The 19,122-nt window shown below is 69.3% G+C and carries 18 protein-coding genes; 8 read left to right on the forward strand and 10 right to left on the reverse strand.

Annotation, left to right across the window (positions count from 1 at the left end):
- Nucleotides 1-33: 33 nt before the first annotated feature.
- Nucleotides 34-1,221, reverse strand: a complete 1,188-nt coding sequence (locus tag BW39_RS10125) for an IS481 family transposase (RefSeq protein ID WP_043821507.1) — start codon at nucleotides 1,219-1,221, stop codon at nucleotides 34-36.
- 325 nt (nucleotides 1,222-1,546) lie between these two features.
- Between BW39_RS10125 and BW39_RS10130 the strand changes: the two genes are divergently transcribed.
- The 3 genes from BW39_RS10130 to BW39_RS10140 are packed head-to-tail and all read left to right on the forward strand — an operon-like array spanning nucleotide 1,547 to nucleotide 3,719.
- Nucleotides 1,547-2,503, forward strand: coding sequence for a TlpA family protein disulfide reductase (locus tag BW39_RS10130; protein WP_235264191.1), 957 nt, complete (start codon nucleotides 1,547-1,549; stop codon nucleotides 2,501-2,503).
- On the forward strand, nucleotides 2,500-3,306 hold the full coding sequence (gene dsbG / locus BW39_RS10135; protein WP_043821511.1) for a thiol:disulfide interchange protein DsbG: 807 nt from the start codon (nucleotides 2,500-2,502) through the stop codon (nucleotides 3,304-3,306). The genes BW39_RS10130 and dsbG overlap by 4 nt, the downstream gene beginning before the upstream one ends.
- 11 nt (nucleotides 3,307-3,317) lie before the next feature.
- On the forward strand, nucleotides 3,318-3,719 hold the full coding sequence (locus BW39_RS10140; RefSeq protein WP_043821512.1) for a DsrE family protein: 402 nt from the start codon (nucleotides 3,318-3,320) through the stop codon (nucleotides 3,717-3,719).
- Here BW39_RS10140 and BW39_RS10145 read toward each other — a convergent pair.
- A complete protein-coding gene (locus tag BW39_RS10145) occupies nucleotides 3,704-4,168 on the reverse strand; it encodes a hypothetical protein (protein WP_012206046.1) in 465 nt (154 codons plus the stop codon). The genes BW39_RS10140 and BW39_RS10145 overlap by 16 nt on opposite strands.
- 333 nt (nucleotides 4,169-4,501) lie before the next feature.
- Between BW39_RS10145 and dsrO the strand changes: the two genes are divergently transcribed.
- The 3 genes from dsrO to BW39_RS10160 all read left to right on the forward strand — a co-directional run bounded on the left by dsrO (nucleotide 4,502) and on the right by BW39_RS10160 (nucleotide 9,686).
- On the forward strand, nucleotides 4,502-5,347 hold the full coding sequence (gene dsrO, locus BW39_RS10150) for a sulfate reduction electron transfer complex DsrMKJOP subunit DsrO (RefSeq protein ID WP_043821589.1): 846 nt from the start codon (nucleotides 4,502-4,504) through the stop codon (nucleotides 5,345-5,347).
- A gap of 16 nt (nucleotides 5,348-5,363) precedes the next feature.
- Nucleotides 5,364-6,407, forward strand: coding sequence for an NrfD/PsrC family molybdoenzyme membrane anchor subunit (gene nrfD / locus BW39_RS10155; protein ID WP_043821514.1), 1,044 nt, complete (start codon nucleotides 5,364-5,366; stop codon nucleotides 6,405-6,407).
- A gap of 78 nt (nucleotides 6,408-6,485) precedes the next feature.
- Nucleotides 6,486-9,686, forward strand: a complete 3,201-nt coding sequence (locus BW39_RS10160; protein WP_043821516.1) for a tetrathionate reductase subunit A — start codon at nucleotides 6,486-6,488, stop codon at nucleotides 9,684-9,686.
- Here the strand turns inward: BW39_RS10160 and BW39_RS10165 are convergent, their stop codons facing one another.
- The 8 genes from BW39_RS10165 to BW39_RS10200 all read right to left on the reverse strand — a co-directional run bounded on the left by BW39_RS10165 (nucleotide 9,687) and on the right by BW39_RS10200 (nucleotide 17,188).
- A complete protein-coding gene (locus BW39_RS10165) occupies nucleotides 9,687-11,117 on the reverse strand; it encodes an efflux transporter outer membrane subunit (RefSeq protein WP_043821518.1) in 1,431 nt (476 codons plus the stop codon).
- Entirely contained in the window at nucleotides 11,114-12,337 is a 1,224-nt protein-coding gene (locus tag BW39_RS10170) for an HlyD family secretion protein (RefSeq protein ID WP_043821520.1), read from the reverse strand. The genes BW39_RS10165 and BW39_RS10170 overlap by 4 nt, the downstream gene beginning before the upstream one ends.
- 29 nt (nucleotides 12,338-12,366) lie before the next feature.
- Nucleotides 12,367-14,142 carry an MFS transporter gene (locus BW39_RS10175; RefSeq protein ID WP_012206052.1) on the reverse strand — a complete coding sequence of 592 codons (1,776 nt, stop codon included), beginning with the start codon at nucleotides 14,140-14,142 and terminating at the stop codon, nucleotides 12,367-12,369.
- Between the two features lies 1 nt (nucleotide 14,143).
- Nucleotides 14,144-14,692, reverse strand: coding sequence for a TetR/AcrR family transcriptional regulator (locus BW39_RS10180; RefSeq protein WP_034394679.1), 549 nt, complete (start codon nucleotides 14,690-14,692; stop codon nucleotides 14,144-14,146).
- 105 nt (nucleotides 14,693-14,797) lie between these two features.
- On the reverse strand, nucleotides 14,798-15,715 hold the full coding sequence (locus BW39_RS10185; RefSeq protein ID WP_043821523.1) for a pseudouridine synthase: 918 nt from the start codon (nucleotides 15,713-15,715) through the stop codon (nucleotides 14,798-14,800).
- A 12-nt stretch (nucleotides 15,716-15,727) separates the two neighbouring features.
- Entirely contained in the window at nucleotides 15,728-16,144 is a 417-nt protein-coding gene (locus BW39_RS10190) for a putative toxin-antitoxin system toxin component, PIN family (protein WP_043821525.1), read from the reverse strand.
- Nucleotides 16,141-16,368 (reverse strand): AbrB/MazE/SpoVT family DNA-binding domain-containing protein, encoded by a 228-nt coding sequence (locus BW39_RS10195; RefSeq protein ID WP_012206056.1) that lies wholly within the window; start codon nucleotides 16,366-16,368, stop codon nucleotides 16,141-16,143. The genes BW39_RS10190 and BW39_RS10195 overlap by 4 nt, the downstream gene beginning before the upstream one ends.
- Nucleotides 16,369-16,432: 64 nt before the next feature.
- A complete protein-coding gene (locus BW39_RS10200; RefSeq protein ID WP_013802024.1) occupies nucleotides 16,433-17,188 on the reverse strand; it encodes a GntR family transcriptional regulator in 756 nt (251 codons plus the stop codon).
- A 138-nt stretch (nucleotides 17,189-17,326) separates the two neighbouring features.
- On the opposite strand from BW39_RS10200, the gene BW39_RS10205 reads away from it, so the two are divergent.
- Together BW39_RS10205 and BW39_RS10210 are read left to right on the forward strand one after the other, a co-directional pair.
- Complete coding sequence (locus BW39_RS10205; protein ID WP_043821527.1) at nucleotides 17,327-18,121, forward strand: SDR family oxidoreductase; 795 nt, start codon at nucleotides 17,327-17,329, stop codon at nucleotides 18,119-18,121.
- A gap of 55 nt (nucleotides 18,122-18,176) precedes the next feature.
- Nucleotides 18,177-19,109: a 3-keto-5-aminohexanoate cleavage protein gene (locus BW39_RS10210; protein WP_043821529.1), complete on the forward strand. Its 933-nt coding sequence runs from the start codon at nucleotides 18,177-18,179 to the stop codon at nucleotides 19,107-19,109.
- Nucleotides 19,110-19,122 lie beyond the last annotated feature (13 nt).

The following is a 19,122-nucleotide window of genomic DNA, read 5'->3' on the forward strand; positions in this document are numbered from 1 at the left end:
TGTACGTGTCAAGGACATGGGTAACAACTCAGCTCACAGACATGGGTAACACCTCAAGCTCACATAGTCCTTCTGGGGTCCTCGCACATCCTCTTCGTTGAAGCAGCCCAGTCGCACCGGCCCCAGATACACATCCCACTGGCCAGCGGCCACCTCCTGCATCCCGATCCACTGCCCCGCCAGCAGGTAGCCGATGTAGACCCGCAGCGCTCGCCAGTAAATCAGGCCGTTGTGGCTGACTCGAACTCGTTCCCAATGCTTCGGGTACTGCAGCTCGGGTAGCTTTGAGGGGTATGGCCTGGCCGAGTCGCTGTAGTGCTGGGCCGGCATGCTTTGCTGCAAGGCCTCATGCGGGCGCTGCTGGTTGTAGTGCTCCACAAAGGCATCGAGCTGCATCTGCAATGCCGCTTTGTCCGCCGCAGGCTCTTTGCCCAGGGCATGCTTGAGCGTGCGGTGCATCCGCTCGTGGCGACCGTTTTGCTGTGGCTTGCCCCTCTCGATGCGCTCCGGCCTGATGCCCAGCCTTATCCACCATATCGCCAGGCGTGACAGGCCCGCCACGCCAGTAGTCGCGAACGGCGGACCGTTGTCACTGCGTATGCGCTCGGGCAGTCCGTATTGCCGAAACACCTGTTCAAAGCTGCGTTTGGCATCCTCGTAGTTGGGGCTGTCGTAGACATGCACGGCCAGCAAATAGCGGCTGGCGTGGTCCATGATGGTCAATGGATAGCACCAGTGACCATCGGCTGTCTTGAACTGGCCTTTGTAGTCTGCACTCCACACCCCATTGGGCTGCTTGCTCGTTCGCAAGGGCTGGGCCGTAGGCACCGAGCGTCTGCGTACACGCCTGCTGCAAACAAGCCCCTCAGCCTTCAGCACGTTGTAGATGGTGGTTTTGCTGGGTGTCTCCTGTGGGCCCCAACGCTGCAGGAGCAAAGCGTGCAGCTTCTTGGGCCCCATCTGTGACCTTTGCTGCGTGCGCAGCTCAATGATGGCCCGGCGCTGTGCATAGCTGATCGCCTGATTGTTCCCGTGGGGCCTGCGACTGCGTTCTTGCAATCCATCCATGCCCAGTTGGCGGTAACGCTCAACCCACTTGTAGGCCGTCTTGCGGCTGATGCCGTAGCGCCTGCACAGCTCGCTCAGCGGCACGCCACTGCGCAGATGGTCGGCTATGAAGAGCAGTTTCTCGTCCATGGGTGCGCACTCCTTCCAGGGCATGGTGATCGCTCCTTGGCTGCTGTTGGCTACAGCTGCCAAGCTTGGATCTGTTACCCATGTCCTTGTACTGATGTGTCACCTATGAGTGTGAGTCGTACCCCCTCGATCGATGAGATGGATTTTCTTGCGATTGCAGAAAATCCTTTTCCTGCGAGCGCAAGAGGTGGCGCTGCCGCCCGGCAAGCCAGGTGAGGCCGTGACGCCATGAGGCCGTTAACCCCCCGTTAATTCCCCGCTGCCAGCATCCACGACCTGTCAGCCTGCATGGCTGAAACTCCCTTCCATGCATCTCCGGTCATCCCCTCTTCCTTCGTCCTTCCTGCCCTTGCTTGCTGGCCTGCTGCTGGCGCCTTCGCCTGTTCTTGCCGGACCGGCCGAGCCTGGCGGGTCGTCAGCGCTATCGGCGCTGGGCGCCTGGCTGCACCTGCCCGCCAGCCTGGCGCTGGGCCCGCTGGTCCTGCCGATGGGCGTGGTGGTGGCCATGCTGGCCTGGCTGCTGGCGCAGTGGCTGGCGCGCAGGAATGAAAGGCGCACCGGCCAGGCCGTGGATGCGCTGCTGTGGCAAAGCACCCTGGCCGGCCTGCTGGCGGCGCGCCTGGCCTATGTCGCGCAGTGGTGGACAGAGTACGCGCCGGCCCCCTGGGATTGGAGCGGGATGCCGGCCTTCGCAGGCCGTGTCGTCGATATCCGCGACGGGGGATGGAACCTCTGGGCCGGCCTGCTGGCCGCGCTGCTGTACATGCTGTGGCGCAGCCGCCGCTCCCCGGTGCTGCGCCGCGCCACAGGGCTGGCGCTGGGCGCGGGGGCGGCCCTGCTGGTGCTGGGCAGCCTGCTGCAGGCGCTGCCGTCCGCAGATGCACCGGCCCTGCCGGCCTTCACCCTGGTCAACGGGCAGGCGCAGCCGGTCTCGCTGCAGCAGCTGCAGCAATCCGACGGCAAACCCATGGTGATCAACCTCTGGGCCACCTGGTGCCCGCCCTGCCGGCGCGAGATGCCGGTGCTGGCCCAGGCCCAGCAGCAACGGCCCGATGTGCGCTTCATCTGGATCAACCAGGGCGAGTCAGCCGAGGCCGTGATGGGCTACCTGCGGCGCGAGCAGGCGACGGCCCCGCTGCCGCTGGCCCAGGTGCTGTTCGACCCGCAGCAGCAGGCCGGCCGGCACTGGCGCCAGCGGGGCCTGCCTTCCACCTATTTCTATGGCGCCGACGGCCGGCTGTGCGGCATGCGCATGGGCGAGCTGTCGCGCGCCAGCCTGGCCCAGCATCTGAAGGAATGTTCATGAGCGCTTCCCCCCTGTTTCCCCTGCCTGCAGTGGCAGGAGCCCTGGCCCTGTCGGCAGCCTTGGCCCTGCCGGCCGCGGCGTCCGAGCTGCCATCGGAGGAGTTTCTGGCCCAGCAGGGACTGACCCTGGTGGGACCGCTGCCGGCCGTGGGCGGACTCAAGGCCTGGGCCGCCTACCGCGACCGCCAGCCCGTGCCCATCTACCGCATGCCTGACGGCAAGCACTGGGTGCTGGGCACGGTGATCGACGCCCAGGGCCGCGACGTGAACGCCCAGGCCCTGCAGGCTGCCGTGCAAAAGCCCATGGGCGAGCAGCTGTGGAGCGATGTGCAGCGTGCCCAGTCCATACCGGATGGCCGCGCCGACGCGCCGCGTACGGTCTATGTGTTCACCGACCCCAACTGCCCCTATTGCAACCAGCTGTGGAACGATGCCCGGCCCTGGGTGGAGAGCGGCCAGGTGCAGTTGCGCCACATTCTGGTGGGCATCCTCAAGCCCAGCAGCGAGGGCAAGGCCGCCGCCTTGCTGACCGCGCGCCAGCCCGAGCAGGCCCTGGCCGAGCACGCACGCGCCTATGCCAAGGCCGGCCGCGCCAGCGCAGAGGGCGCGGGCGCCACGCCGCTGGCCCCGGTGCCGCAGGCCACGCGGCAGGTGCTGGCCAACCATGCCTCGCTGATGTCCACCTGGGGCCTGCGTGCCACGCCGGCCCTGGTCTGGAAGGATGACAAGGGAGTGGTGCAGGTACGCACCGGCCTGCCGCCGGGCCTGCTGGAAGAGGTCATGGGGCCGCGTGGCAGGAAATGACGAGGACGACCATGAGCACAAGCCGTTCTCCCGCCGCTTCCACCTCCTCCAGCGACTGGAGCGACCTGTTCCCCGCCCGGCCGGATGCGCCGCCGCTGCGCATCGTGCTGCATGCGCCCACGCCCGGCGCCCTGGCCCGTGCACGCAGCAATCTGGCCAACCTGCGCCAGGACCGGCCCGGTGCCGAGGTCCGCATCGTCATCAACGGCCCGGCCGTCGAGGCGCTGCTGGACGCCGCGCCGGGCACGCCGCAGCATCTGGATGCGGCCGCCCTGGCCCATGCGCTGGTCTGCCCGAACACGCTCAAGAAGCTCGGCCGCGAGGCGCCTGCCGGCATGCGCGTGCTGCCGCAGGGCGGCATCGAGTCACTGGCCCTGCTGCAGCAGTCGGCCTGGTGCTACGTGCGCTGCTGAGCGGCCTGCGCCAGCGAGGCCAGGCAGCGCGCCTGCCATTGGTACTCGGGCTCGAAGGACTCGCGGTCCGTGACGGCGCCGTGGCCGCCCTCGCCATAGACCATGGCGTAGGCCGCATAGTCGGCCGCCTGCAGCGCCCGGCCCGCCAGCCCATGGGCCGTGGCATAGGTGGCGGACACGGCGGCATGGCCGCAGCCGTCGAGGGAGCGTGATCCCTGGTGGTGGTTGGCCAGGCTGGCGGCCTCGCGGGCCAGGCGGTCCAGCTCCTGCCTGTCGATCTGGCCGTCCAGGTAGCGGCGAAGGCCTTGTGCGCAGCGGATGACGTCCGGGTCTTCCAGCAGGTGCGCGATGCGGTCCACGCAGGCCTGTGTGAATTGCAGCCTCAGGTGCTCGCCGGCTTCGGCGGCAAGGTCCAGTTCCGAAGCAAGGCTGTTCAGGGCATGGTTCATGGAGAACTCCTTGGCAGTGGCGACACAAGCAGCGTAGACCGGGGCCGCGCACGGAAACAAGAGGGTGATTTCCGATACGCGCCCCGCATTCCCGAGGAATGCAGTCACCCTGTTAACCCCGTCTTAATCCCTGCGCCACACGCTATGGACTGCCTTGGGCGCCTGTCCATGGCAGGCAGTCGGTGGCACTTTGCAAGCCCATTACTTGACTCACATCAAGCCGCCAAGGCCCTGAATTTCATATATTAAATTCAATATAAAAAGCATATTTTTAATGCTTTATTGAGTTTGAGCGACCACGATCCGTGGCCGCAGGACGATGAAAGACAGGCCATGCCAAAAACATCCCGCGCCGGCAGCGGCTGCAACGACTGCAGCTGCAAGCCCTCCTCCCAGGACATCCCCGCCCGCACCGTCCCCCATGCGCAGCCCGCCGCCGGCAAGCGCGGCTTCCTGCAGGATCTGCTGGCCGCCGCCATGGCGGCCGTGGCCCTGCCCGTGGCGGCGGCCACGCCCGGCACCCCAGGTTTTCAACCACCGCGCCGTCCCGGCGAGGCCGGCAGGCGCTACGGCATGCTGGTGGACCTGCGCCGCTGCATAGGCTGCCAAGCCTGCACGGTGAGCTGCTCCATGGAGAACCTGCCACCGCTGGGCCAGTTCCGCACCACGGTGCTGCAGTACGAGGTGCAGCACGCGGGCAACGAGGACCTGCCGCCGGCCATGCTCAACCTGCCGCGCCTGTGCAACCACTGCGACAACCCGCCCTGCGTGCCGGTCTGCCCGGTGCAGGCCACCTTCCAGCGCAGCGACGGCATCGTGCTGGTGGACAACGAGCGCTGCGTGGGCTGCGGCTACTGCGTGCAGGCCTGCCCCTATGACGCACGCTTCATCAACCACGAGACGCAGACCGCCGACAAGTGCACCTTCTGCGAGCACCGCCTGGAAGCCGGACTGCTGCCGGCCTGCGTGGAAAGCTGCGTGGGCGGCGCCCGCGTGATCGGCGACCTCAACGACGAGGGCAGCGAGATCCGCCAGCGCATGCGCGAGCACGCCAAGGACCTCAAGGTGCTCAAGCCCGCCATGGGCACGGACCCGCATGTGTACTACCTGGGATTGCCCGACGCCTTCGTCGACGGCGTGGACGGGCAGGCCAGCGTGCGGCTGGTCACTTCCCACTGAACGCAAGGAGCACCCCATGCACATCGTCGAACTCCTGACCCCCGCCTACGAATCGGCCTGGCTGCCCTGGGCCGTGCAGTACTTCTTCCTGGCCGGCATTGCCACGGGCGCCGCCCTGCTGGCCGCCGCCTGCGCCTGGGCGCCGCGCGCCAGCGCCATGGCGCGCCTGCTGCCGGCCGCCGTGCTGGTGCTGGCCGTCAGCGCCATCGCGGCGCCCGTGTCGCTGCTGGCCGACCTGCACCAGCCTGCGCGCTTCTGGCATTTCTATGCGCACTTCACGCCGTGGTCGTGGATGTCGGTGGGCGCCCTGCTGCTGCCGGTCTTCGTGGGACTGGCGCTGGCCTTCGTGCTGGCCTGGTGGCTGGGCCGGCCGCAGTGGCTGCGCTGGCTGGCGCCGCTGCTGGCCGTGTCTGCGCTGACCATCACCGCCTATACCGGCGCCGAGCTGATGGCCGTGCGCTCGCGCCCGCTGTGGAACACGCTGTGGGTGCCGCTGAACCTGGCACTCACGGGCTGGCTGGCCACGGTGGGCTGCATGCTGGTGACGGCGCGCTTTCTGCCCGCCCGCCACCGCCCCGATGCCGGCGCCCTGCAAGCCCTGCGCGTGCTGGGCCTGGCGCTGGCGCTGTGCCTGCTGGCCATGGTGGCGGTCTGGGCCGTTGCCGGCTGGCTGGGCCAGGGCCGCTCCTTCCAGGCGGCGCTGCAGCTGTGGCAGCAGTTTCCGGTCTGGCGCCTGAGCATGCTGGGCTCGGCCGTGGCCGGTGCCGCCCTGCTGTGGGCGCTGGTGCGGGGTGGGCAGCGCATGGCCTGCCCGCGCTACACGCTGGCCCTGGGGCTGGGCCTGGCCGCCGCGGCCTGGGCCTTCCGCTGGGCGCTGTTCATGGGCGTGCAGGGCGTGCCCAAGTACGGCGCGGGCCTGTACATCTACCACATGCCGCTGGGCGGCGACGGCCTGCTGGGCATGCTGGGCGTGGCCGGCCTGTGCATCGCGCTGGTGACGCTGGCCACCTGGGCGCTGGAGCTGTTTCCCGCGCGTTCGGCCACGGCCCGCGCCCTCTGACAACGCCGCCCTGACGACCCCTCACCCATTCACGGAGCGCGGCCCGCCACCGGCCGGCTGCGCCACAGAAAGCCTTTCATGACCGACAAGAAGAAACTCCCCCAAGCTCCCGAAGATTCCCTGGATGCCGAGGCCACACGCCGCCGCCTGCTGCTGCGCGGCGGACTCACCGCCGGTGGGCTGGCCGCCTTCGCGGCCGGCTACGGTGAAACACTGGCGCGCGGTGCCAAGGGCCTGGTCGCAGGCACCTCGGGCACGCCCACGGCCAGCGCCACGCGCGGCAATTCGCTGACGCCGGAGTTCCGCATCGACCCGGCCACGGGCGCGCTCGCCACCCAGCCCGGCCAGGTGGTCAGCCCGTCCAGCTGCCTGGGCTGCTGGACGCAGTGCGGCGTGCGCGTGCGTGTCGATACCGCCAGCAACCGCATCCTGCGCGTGGCAGGCAACCCCTACCACCCGCTGGCCACCACGCGCCCGGCCGCCATGGAAGAACCCGTGCGCGAGGTCTACGCCAAACTGGGCAAGGAGCTGGGCCTGGAAGGCCGGGCCACGGCCTGCGCGCGCGGCTCGTCCATGCTGGAGCACCAGAACGCGCCGCACCGCGTGCTCACCCCACTCAAGCGCGTGGGCCCGCGCGGCAGCGGCCGCTGGCAGAGCATTTCCTTCGAGCAGCTGGTGCAGGAAGTCTGCGAGGGCGGCGATCTGTTCGGCGAAGGCCAGGTCGAGGGCCTGCGCGCCATCTGGGACACCAGGACGCCGCTGGACGCCGACAACCCCGAGTTCGGCCCGCGCTCCAACCAGTTGCTGGTGACCGACGCCTCCAACGAAGGCCGCGCCCAGCTGCTGCGCCGCTTTGCGGGGCCGTCCTTCGGCACCGTGAACGTCAGCAACCACGGCGCCTACTGCGGCCAGAGCTTTCGCGTGGGCGCGGCAGCGGCCCTGGGCGACCTGCCCGGCATGCCGCACGGCAAGCCGGACTGGAGCCATGCCAGCTTCGGCCTGTTCATCGGCGCGGCGCCCGCGCAGTCCGGCAACCCCTTCCAGCGCCAGGGCCGCGAACTGGCCGAGGCCCGCTCGCGCGAGGACAACCGTTTCCGCTACGTGGTGGTCTCGCCCGTGCTGCCGACCTCGTCCAGCCTGGCTGCAGGCAGCGGCAACCGCTGGCTGGCCGTCAAGCCGGCCAGCGACCTGGCCCTGGCCATGGCGCTGATCCGCGTCATCCTGGACGAGGCACGCCATGACACGGGCTTTCTCGCCCAGCCCGGCCCGGCCGCCATGCAGGCGGCGGGCGAGGCGTCCTGGAGCAATGCCACGCACCTGCTGGTCAACGAGCCCGGCCACCCGCGCCATGGCAGCTTTCTGCGCGGCGCCGACCTGGGCTGGGCCCTGCCTGCGCCAGCCGAAGACGGCAAGCCGGCCCAGGATGTGTTCGTGGTGCAGCGTGCCGATGGCAGCCTGGCGCCGCACACCCAGGCCGAGCCTGCACAGCTGATGGTGCGCACCCGCGTGGCCGTGCCCGGCCTGAAGGCCGAAGGCGCAGACCAGGCCCCCGAGCTGTCGGTCTGCTCCTCGCTGGCCAAGCTGCATGAGCAGGCCAGCCTCAAGACACTGGACGAGTACGCGGCGCTGTGCGGCGTGGCGCGCGGCGAGATCGAGGCGCTGGCGCGCGAGTTCACCAGCCATGGCAAGCGCGCCGTGGCCGATGCGCATGGCGGCACCATGAGCGGCGCGGGCTTCTACACCGCCTACGCCATCAGCATGCTCAACACCCTGGTGGGCAACCTCAACGTGCAAGGCGGGCTGGTGCTGGATGCCGGCCCGTTCGGCCCCTTCGGCCCCGGCCCGCGCTACGACTTCGCCAACTTCGACGGCAAGGTCAAGCCGCGCGGCCTGGCGCTGTCACGCCACCGCCAGCCCTACGAGAAAAGCGCGGAATTCCAGCGCAAGCGCGGGGGCCAGCCCGAGGGCGCGAAGGACTACCCCGCCGCCCAGGCCCCGTGGTATCCGGCCGTGGGCGGCCTGTCCAGCGAGATGCTGGCCAGCGCGCTGGCCGGCTACCCCTACCGCGCCAAGGCCTGGATCAACCACATGAGCAACCCCGTCTACGGCATTGCGGGCTTTCGCAATGCGCTGGTGGACGATCTCAAGGACCCGAAGAAGCTGCCGCTGATCGTCTCCATCGACCCCTTCATCAACGAGACCAGCGCGCTGGCCGATTTCATCGTGCCCGATACCGTGACCTACGAGAGCTGGGGCATCTCGGCGCCCTGGGCCGACGTGGTGGCCAAAAGCTCCACCGTGCGCTGGCCCGTGGTGCAGCCCGCCGTGGCGCGCACGGCCGGCGGCCAGCCCGTGAACGTGGAGAGCTTCCTCTTCGCCGTGGCAGAACGGCTGGGCCTGCCGGGCTTTGGCGAGGCCGCCATCAAGGACGCCCAGGGCCAGCCCCATGCGCTGCGCTCGGCCGAGGACTTCTTCATCCACGCCCTGGCCAACGTGGCCTGGGCAGGCGGCAAGCCCGTGCCGGCGGCCAGCGATGACGACATCGCCATCACCGGCGTGGACAGGCTGGTGCCCGCGCTGCGCCAGCGCCTGAAGGACGATGAATGGCGTCAGGTGGCCATGCTGCTGACGCGCGGCGGGCGCTTCGACCGCATCGAGGACGCCTGGAAGGACGGCCACACCCGCAAGGCCCACGCGCCTGCCCTGCAAGTGTGGAGCGAGGAGCTGGCCCGCATGCGCCACGCCATGACGGGCGAGCGCTACAGCGGCTGCCCCACCTGGTATCCGGCGCGGCTGGCCGACGGCAGCGCCATGCGCACGCATTTCGGCGAGCAGCAATGGCCGCTGCTGCTGACCTCGTACAAGTCCAACCTGATGAGTTCCATGTCGATTGCCGTCTCGCGGCTGCGCCAGGTGCATCCGCACAACCCGGTGTCCCTGCACCGCGATGACGCCGAGCGGCTGGGCATCGCCAACGGCGACACGGTGCGCATCCGCACGCCGGGCGGCGCGGTGACGGCCGTGGCCATGGTGCGCGACGGCGTGATGCCGGGCACCGTGGCCATCGAGCACGGCTACGGCCACCGCGAGCTGGGCGCGGGCCGCCACAGCATCGACGGCCAGCCCATGCCGGTGAACGCCGAGCATGCCAATGGCGTGAACCTCAATGACCTGGGCTTTGCCGATCCCACGCGGCCCGGCTGCAAAAACGTGTGGGTGGACTGGGTGTCCGGCGCCACGGTGCGCCAGGGCCTGCCTGCGCGCATCGAGAAGGTCTGATCAGCGGGCGGAGCTGGCGACAGGTGCAGCGTCGGCCTGCCAGCCGCCCCCCAGCGCCTGGTACAGCGCAATGGCGTTTTCCAGCTGGCTCTGGCGCAGGCGTATGACTTCCTGCTGGGCCTGGAAGAGATTGCGCTGGGCGTCCAGCTCTTCCAGGTAGCTGGCGTAGCCGGCCTCGTAGCGGTCCTTGGCAAAGCCCAGGGAACGCTGCAGCACCGCCTCGCGCTCGCTGGCGTGCTGCCACTGCGACTGCAGGCGCTGGGTGCCGACCAGGGCGTTTTCCACATCGGCCAGGGCCTTGATCACCACGCCACGGTAGGCATAGGCGGCCTGGTCGCGCTGGGCGGTCACGGCGTCGAACTGCCCTTGCAGCCGGCCGCCCGTGAACAGCGGCGCCAGCACGCTGCCGCCCAGGGCCCAGACCGTGGCCGGGTGGTATTGCAGGGCGTTGACCAGCAGGCTGCCGGCACTGGCCGTCAGCGAGACCTGGGGCAGGAAGGCGGTGCGCTGCACGGCCAGGCTTTCGTCGGCGGCCGCCAGCTGCAGCTGCGCCCGTGCAATGTCGGGGCGGCGCTGCAGCAAGGCCGAAGGCAGGCCGGCCGCCGGCGCAGGCGGCGGTGCGCCCAGCGCAGCGGACTGGCCGTCGGTTGTTGCCATGAGCGCGGCTGCCTGCTCGTCACCCTCGCCGCCGGCCAGCAGCAGGAGCGCCGTGCGCTGGCGCGCCAGCGACAGCTCCAGCTGCTCCACGGCCTGCTGCACGGATTGCAGCTCGGCCTGGGCCTGGGTGAGCTGTAGCTGCGAGGTGTAGCCCACGCGCGCCTGATCGTCAGCCAGGCGCAGGGCCTGTTCGCGCGAGCGGGCCGTGGCCTGGGCCACTTGCAGCTGCGATTGCAGCGAGCGCAGGCCCACATAGGCCTGGGCCGTGGTGGCGGCCACGGCCAGGGCCACGGCGTCGCGGTCGGCCTCGCTGGCCTGCAGGCGCAGGGCAGCGGCCTTTTCCAGGTGGGCGATGCGGCCCCACAGATCAGGCTCCCAGCTGGCCTGCAGGCCGGGCTGAACCGAGCGCGTGTGCGCCAGGCCCCGCGCGCCCAGGCTGCGGCCTGTGGAGGCGCCGGCCGTGGCCGAGAGCTGGGGCAGGCCCGCAGCGCCTGCCACAACCAGGTTGGCCCGCGCCTCATCCACGCGCGACAGGGCCAGCAGCACATCGTTGTTGCGGGACTGGGCCAGTTCCACCCAGCGCGTGAGCAGCGGATCGCCAAAGGCCTGCCACCACGATGCCTGGACGGCGGCGGCCGGCTCCTGCCCTGCCCCGCTCCACTGGGCGGGCATGGGGGGCCGGGCCGCTTCAGGCGCGATGCTCAGCGGCGGCACGCTGCAGCCGGCCAGCGCGGCGGCGCAGGCGATGGCCATGGCCAGTGCGCGGGCGGTCATGGGCGGGCCTCCGGTTGGGGTGCGGGCTGCTGTGCGGGTTGCTGTGCGGGTTGGGGCTCAGGCTGCGCCGTATCCAGCCGCACCACCACCGACATGCCCGCGCGCAGCCGCGCGGCCAGCTCCTGGTCGGGATCGATTGCAATCTTGACCGGCAGGCGCTGCACGACCTTGGTGAAGTTGCCCGTGGCGTTGTCGGCCTTGAGCACGCTGAATTCCGAGCCAGTGGCAGGCGCGATCTCCAGCACGCGGCCCGTGAGGTGGGCGCCGCCCAGCGCATCGACGCTGAAGCGCACTGCCTGGCCTATGCGCACCTGGGCGGTCTGGGTTTCCTTGAAGTTGGCCACCACCCACAGCGTGTGCGGCACCACGTACATGAGCTGGGAGCCGGCCGTGACGTACTGGCCCCGGCGCACGCCCACCTCGCTGACCTGGCCATCGCCGGGCGCGTGCACCACGGTGTTGTCCAGGTTGATCTGGGCCTGGCGCAGCTGGGCCTCGGCCATCTGGACCTGGGCTTCGAGCGAGGCGCGGTTCACCGTCGTCGCCTTGATCTTCTGGGCGTTGATCTCGATGTCGGCCTGGGCCTTGGCCACGTTGGTGGACGCCAGGCGCGCGGTGGCACGCACCTTGTCACGCTCGTTGAGCGAGACGGAGCCGCGCTCGGACAGCGCCTGCACGCGCTGCAGCTCGGCTGCCGCGCGGTCGGATTCGGCCTGCGCCGCCGCCAGGCCGGCGCGGCTGGCGCCCAGCGTGGCGCGGTTCTGGGCCTGGGTCTGGTCGGCATTGGCCAGCTGTGCGCGGGCATTGGCCAGCTGGGCCTGGGCCTGGGCCTGGGCGGCTTCGTAGGTGCGTGCGTCGATGCGCACCAGGGGCTGGCCGGCCTTGACGTTCTCGTAGTCCTGCACCAGCACCTCGGTCACATAGCCGCTGACCTGGGGCGCGAGCACGGTGACGGCGCCGCGCACATAGGCGTTGTCGGTGCTGACCACGGTGCCCGCGAAGGGGAACAGGTTCCAGGCACGCAGCACCAGCAGCACGCCGGCCAGTGCGACCACCAGCATCACCAGCACGCTGCGCAGCGAGGGCTTGATGAGCTTGGGCGATGGCGATGGCGATGGCGATGGCGATGGCGAAGGCGAAGGCGAAGGCGCCGCAGCGGGAGCCGGCGCAGGCGAGGCAGAGGCGGCCGTGCCGCCATTGGAATTTTCGGAGTCACTCATGTTGTTGTCTTTTCTCTGGGCGAACGGTTTCAGGCGCGGGCGACGGGTTGGGTGGGCGGCTGGCCCGGCGCGTCCTGCGGCGCGGCGGCATCGGTGCCGCGCATGGCCGAGGCATCGGCAGCAGCGGCGCGCATGCGCTCCACGAAGGCGCGCTGGCGTGCGCGGCCGGCCAGGGCCAGCATCCACAGCAGGTAGAGCACGGCCACGCCGGCCGTGAGGGCGAACACGTCGTTGTAGGCGCGCACATTGGCCTCGCGGCGTGCGGCCTGCGCCAGCTGGGCCGTGCCCTGGGCCGCACGCAGGGCCGGGTCGGCAATGACGCGGGCCAGGCTTTGCTGCTGCAGGCGCAGGCGGTCGGCCACGATGGGGTCGGTGGGATCGACATCGGCCACGATGGCGGCCGAATACACCTGCTCGCGGTGCATCTGGTAGGTGCTCAGCAGGGCCGAGCCCATGAGCGCGCCCATGGCCTGCGTCATGGAGATGGTGACGATGGCCGTCAGCATGTAGTGCGCGCCGAACTTCAGGCCCTGCACCACGCCGATCAGCATCAGCGGCCCCATGAACAGGCCCGCGCCCACGGCCATGAGGAACTGGCTGCCGAAGAAGTCCTCGGGCCGGGCCAGGCTGGTGCGGCTGTGGTCCAGCCAGGCCGCCAGCGCGAACAGCACGATGGAGCCCACGATCTGCTTGCCCATGTTCTCCAGCCCGAAGGTCAGCGCCGACACGGCAATGCCTGCGATGGTGCCCAGCAGGATGACGATGAACAGCGGCTGCATCTGGTCCACCGTCATGCCCAGCATGCGCTGCATGCCGATCACGCCATAGGTCTGCTCGGTGGTCAGAAAGCGGAGCAGCAGCGCACCGATCACGAAGCGCACCGTGGGCGCCAGCACGAACCAGCGCGTCTGCAGCATGGGATTGCGGCGGTGGTGCTCGATGTACAGCGCCACGCTCAGCAGGACGATGGAGCCGATCAGCATCCAGGCCAGCCAGGGCGTGTCCAGCCACCAGTGGTTGTAGCCCTGCACCAGTACGGCGATCAGCAGGCCCACGCCGGGCACCATGAGGAAGAAGGTCAGGAAGTCCAGCCGCTCGAAGCTGCGGATGTGCACGCCCGGCGGCAGCTTGAGCACCACCACGCCCGCGAACGAAATCAGGGCCAGGCCGGCCTCGAACAGGTAGAGGTTGTGCCACTCGCTGTTGAACAGCAGGCCCGGCGACAGGATCCAGGCCAGCGGCGTGGCGATCTGCCCCAGGCCCACGCCGATCACCAGCATCTTGAGCACATGCTTGCGCGGCGCGGCCTGCAGCATGTAGAGCGTGCCCAGCGTGCTGCAGGTGGCGCCCGCCAGGCCGCTGGCCGCGCGCAGCATGAGCAGGCTGGTGTAGCTGCCCAGCACCAGGTGCAGCAGCGTCAGCAGCGCATACAGGCCCAGGCCGATCTCGGCGAACAGCCGCATGCCGAACTGCTGGCGGAATTTGTAGACCAGCAGGTTGGCCGTCATGTTGAGCATGACGTAGGCGCCGGTCAGCCAGGCGGCCTCGGAAGACGTCAGCCCCATCTGCCCCTGGATGGTGGGCAGGTTGGCCGTGAACAGTGCATTGCCCAGGCCGCCCGTCAGCGCCACCAGCACGGCGATCAGGCCATAGGCGGCGCGCACGGCCGGCTGGTGCAGCGGCATGGACGGCGAGCCCGGCAGGCTGGGCTTCTCATGCTCTTCCCAGTCCGGCGGGGGCTTGAGGTAGACGACGGGGGGCGACGGGGGCAGCACGGGCCCCGGTGGAGTGGGTGTGGTGGCCATGTCAGGCCTTCAGGCCTTGCCAGACGATCTGCAGCGCCTTGCGCGCCAGGGTGCGCCGCTGCTGCGGCGTCTCGCCGCGCAGCGAGGCGCCCAGCATGCCGAAGACCAGGGACAGCTCGGCCTGCGTCAGCGGCTGGCGGCAATGGCCACAGGCCACGGCCCGGTCCATGGCCGGCCGAAAGATCTGCCACATGGCAACGCGGGCCTGGGCGATGACCTCGTCGCCGCGCTCCACGGTGCGCCAGTAATCGGTGATGGGGGCCGAGACCGCAATGCGCTCGGCCAGGCGCGACAGCAGCTTGTAGAAGGCATCGTCATCCTCGGCCATGGCTTCGGCCGCGCTGCGCATGTTGTCCAGCGAACGCTCCAGCAGCGCCAGCATCAGCGCGCGCCGGTCAGGAAACTGGCGGTACAGCGTGGCGCGGCCGACCTCGGCGCGCTCGACCACCAGGTCCAGCGGCGCGGTCACGCCATGCTCGGAGAACACGGCATCGGCCGCGTCCAGCAGCTGGGCGCGGCGGATATCGGCACTGGGTCTTTTGGAAGTCATGCGGACAATTATCGGACAAAGTTGTCCGTTAAATGTCCGCAACCGGCCTATCCCATGGCGGGGCCATGGGCAAAAAACCAACGGTTTCCGGCAGTGGAAAAGCCTCTACAGGTCGGTCAGCGGCAGCAGCTGGCGGCGGCTGTCAAAGCGCCGCGACTGGCCGTCCAGAGGATCGGTGAAGGCCAGGCTGCGCGCCAGCAGCTGCAGCGGGCGCGAGTAGTCGCCCTCGGGCATGTCATGCACTTCGGGATAGAAGCCGTCGCCCCACAGCGGCAGGCCCAGGGCGGCCATGTGCACGCGCAGCTGGTGGCGCTTGCCGCTTTCCGGCTCCAGCCGGTAGCGCGCCCAGCGGCCGCGCTGCTCCAGCACCTGCATGCGGGTGCGGGTGTTGGGCGTGCCGGCCACCTCGTGCATGCGGAAGAAATGGCCGCTTTCCTCCATGCGGCTTTCATGCGTGCGCGGGAAAACCACGTCCTCGCGCCAGGGGGCCACGGCCTCGTAGGTCTTGTGGATGGCGCGGTCGCGGAACAGCGCCTGGTAGATGCCGCGCGTGGCGCGCTGCACCGAAAACACCACCAGCCCCGCCGTATCGCGGTCGATGCGGTGGATGGGCGACAGCTCGGGCAGGTCGAACTCGCGCTTGAGCCGCACCAGCAGCGTCTGCTGCAGGTACTTGCCGGCCGGCACCACGGGCAGGAAATGCGGCTTGTCGGCCACCAGCAGATGCGCGTCGCGGTGGAGGACCTCGGCCTCGAAGGGGATGGGCGGCTCGGCCTGCAGCTCGCGGTAGTAGTAGTAACGCAGGCCCGGCGCAAAGGCCGTGGCTGCATCGGCGGCGCGGCCATGCTCGTCCACCACCTCGCGCAGCGCCAGGCGCCGCAGCCAGTCTTCGCGCGCCACGGCCGGCAGGCGCTCGGCCAGAAAATCGATCAGCAACCCGCCGCCCTGGCTGGGCAGCACCACGCAGCTGGGGCTGACGCCGTCGCGTATGGGAAGAACCTTGGGGTCGTGGGCGTTGTGCATGGATTCCTGCCCTCAGCGCTTGTGCAGCGCTGCCCACTCATCGGGCGTCACGATCAGGCCGGGAAAACTGTCACGCAGCGCCAGAAGGTCGCCGTCGCCGGTGATGAGCGCCCGGGCCCGGCCCACATGCGCCAGCACCAGGAACACCTGGTCCTTGTCGTCCCGGCACAGCGGCAATGCAGGCCAGGGCTGCGGCAGTGTGACGACATCGGCCCAGGGCAGGAAATCCTCCAGCAAGGCCTGTTGCTCGGCCGTTGACAGCTTGAACTTCGGGTAGGCGAGCACACGCAGCAATTCGCTGGCCGTTTCCCTGCAGACCAGGGGCTTGAACTGCTGGTGCTGCCAGGCCCGGCGTATCCACGCAAGACGGCCGGACGTGAACAGCAATGCCGAGAGCACGACGTTGGTGTACAGGACGACACGCATCATTTGCGCGCCCAGGAGGTCGCCTCCTGCACATCCTCTTCGGTGATGCCCATCTGCTGCAGCTTGTCGCGGACGGCCTGTGCGCGCTGGACACGCTGCACGTGCACGGGCGTGAGCACGATGCGGCCGTTTTCCACGGCCACCTCGAAATACTCTGCGGCCTCCACCTCGGACACCACGGCCTTGGGCAGGGTGATCTGGTTCTTCGACGTCAATTTGGCAAGCATGGCCGGCTCCTGCAAATGAGAGAAAACACGGAAATCTTACTTCCTTACCTCATTCCTCTGCGTGTCACCGGGCTTCTTCATCTGGCGAGGCTGGCCCGCTCAGTCCACTCACGCCGTTCAACCCGCTGTCCGCCGTCACCAGCACGCCCGCCGAAACGATGTAATCGGCCGCGCTTTCGATGTCGCCGCGCAGCGCCTCCTTCGCGGCAGGCGCATCGCCGCGCCGCAGCGCCTCGACCAGGCGCGCGTGGTGGCCGACCGCCACCTGTTCGCTCACGCGGCGCGAGCCCGAGCGCATGTCGTGGTTGAGGATGGGGCCTATGCGCAGCCACAGCGCCTCGATCATCTGCAGCAGCATGGGCATGCCGGCCGCGCTGTAGACGGCGAAGTGGAAATCCTTGTTGAAGGCGATGAGCCGCGCGCCGTCCGGCGAGGCGCTGGCCATCTCGGCCGCAAAGCGGTCCTGCAGGGCGGCGATGCGCTCCAGCTCGGCGGCCGGCAGTTGCCGGGCCGCCTGCTCCGTGGCCAGGCCTTCGAGGTTGACGCGGATGCGCGTGATCTCGCGGAAGGCGCTTTCCGTCATCAACGGCACGCGCAGCGCGCGGTTGGGCGTGAGTTCCAGCGCCTGCTCGGCCACCAGCCGGTGCACGGCCTCGCGCACGGGCATGACGCTGACGCCCAGCGCGCTGGCCGTGGTGCGCAGCGATATCTGCTCGCCCGGAATCATCTGGCCCGTGATCAGCAATTCCCTGAGCTGTGCATAGACATCGCTGCTGAGGGTCTGCCGTTTGAGTGGGGTGACTAGTTCGTTGATGGCCATGGCGGCGATGGTAGCGCGGCGCCGCCGCTGTCATGCCGCATAGGGTATTCACCATATTTTATCTGTGATCACAGATACAAAATCCAAACCCAACCCGAATCCCTTTCACCTTTGTTTGAGATCCCAAGGAGTCCCCGCATGTGGAAAAACGATCTTCTGGCCGGCCAGCGCGTCCTGGTGACGGCGGGCGCCGCCGGAATCGGCCTGGAAATCAGCCGCGCCTTTGCCGAGGCCGGCGCGCGCGTCATGGTCTGTGACTTGGCCCAGGCCAGCCTGGATGCGCTGGCTGACGCCCTGCCCGGCGCCAGCGGCCGTCTTGCCGATGTGTCGGATGCCTTGCAGGTGCAGGCCCTGTTCAAGGCCGTGGACAACGAGTTGGGCGGCCTGGACATCCTCGTCAACAACGCCGGGGTGGCAGGCCCCACGGGCGCGGTGGAGACGCTGGACCTGGCCGACTGGCAGCGCACGCTGGATGTGAACATCACCGGCGCCTTCCTGTGCACGCGGCTGGCCGTGCCCCGGCTTCGGCAATCGGCACGCGAGGGCCGGCAGGCGGCCATCGTCAACCTGTCTTCGGCGGCAGGCCACCTGGGCATGCCGGGCCGCACGGCCTATTCGGCGTCCAAGTGGGCGGTGATCGGCCTGACCAAGTCGCTGGCGCTGGAGCTGGGCGCCGACGGCATCCGGGTGAACGCCATCCTGCCGGGCGCCGTGGACGGCCCGCGCATCCGCGACGTGATTGCCGCCAAGGCGCAGGCACGCGGCATGCCGCTGGAAGACGTCACGCGCAGCTACACGCACCAGGCCGCGCTGGGCCGCATGGCCACGGCGCGCGACATTGCCAACATGGCCGTGTTTGCCGCCAGCCCGCTGGCCGGCCATGTCACGGGCCAGGAGCTGGCCGTCGATGGCCTGACCCAGGCGCTGAGCTGAGCGCCCTCTCCTCCTCTCCTCTTCTCGCCTTTTTCACCGTTCGCAAGGACCTTCCATGGCCACCCGCACCAAAGCCATCATCACCTGCGCGCCCACGGGCGCCATCCACACGCCCAGCATGTCGCCCCACCTGCCGGTGACGGCCGAGCAGATTGCGCGCGCCGCCATCGATGCCGCCGAGGCCGGCGCCGCCATCGTGCACCTGCATGCCCGCGATCCCCGCGACGGGCGCCCTTCGCAGGACCCTGAGCTGTTCCGCCCCTTTCTCAAGGCGATCCGTGCCGAGAGCGATGCCATCGTCAACATCACCACGGGCGGCAGCCCGCACATGACGGTGCAAGAGCGCATGCGGCCCGTCACCGAGTTCCAGCCCGAGCTGGCCTCGCTGAACATGGGCTCGATGAACTTCGGCCTGTTCCCCATGCTGGAGCGCTTCAAGGACCTGGAGCACGCCTGGGAGCGCGAGCACCTGGAAAACAGCCGCAACCTGGTCTTCAAGAACACCTTTGCCGATATCGAAGGCATCCTGCGGCTGGGCCAGGCCCAGGGCACGCGCTTCGAGTTCGAGTGCTACGACATCAGCCACCTGCACAACCTGGCGCATTTCGTGGACCGGGGGCTGGTGCAGGGGCCCGTGTTCGTGCAGTCGGTGTTCGGCATCCTGGGCGGCATCGGCGGCCACCCGGAGGACCTGATGCACATGCGGCGCACGGCCGACCGCCTGCTGGGCAGCAACTACCAGTGGTCCATCCTGGGCGCCGGGCGCAACCAGCTGCCGCTGGCCACCATGGGCGCGGCCATGGGCTCGCATGTGCGCGTGGGGCTGGAAGACTCTCTGTGGATAGGCCCGGGCCAGCTGGCCACCTCCAGCGCCGAGCAGGTGCGCCGCATCCGCACCGTGCTCGAGGCCCTGAATGTCGACGTCGCCACGCCTGACGAGGCGCGCAGCATGCTGGGCCTCAAGGGTGCGGCCAACGTGGCCTTCTGAATCGCCTTCCCGG

This window comes from Delftia sp. RIT313, assembly GCF_000632165.1.
In the GTDB taxonomy this organism is placed as follows: domain Bacteria; phylum Pseudomonadota; class Gammaproteobacteria; order Burkholderiales; family Burkholderiaceae_C; genus Comamonas; species Comamonas acidovorans.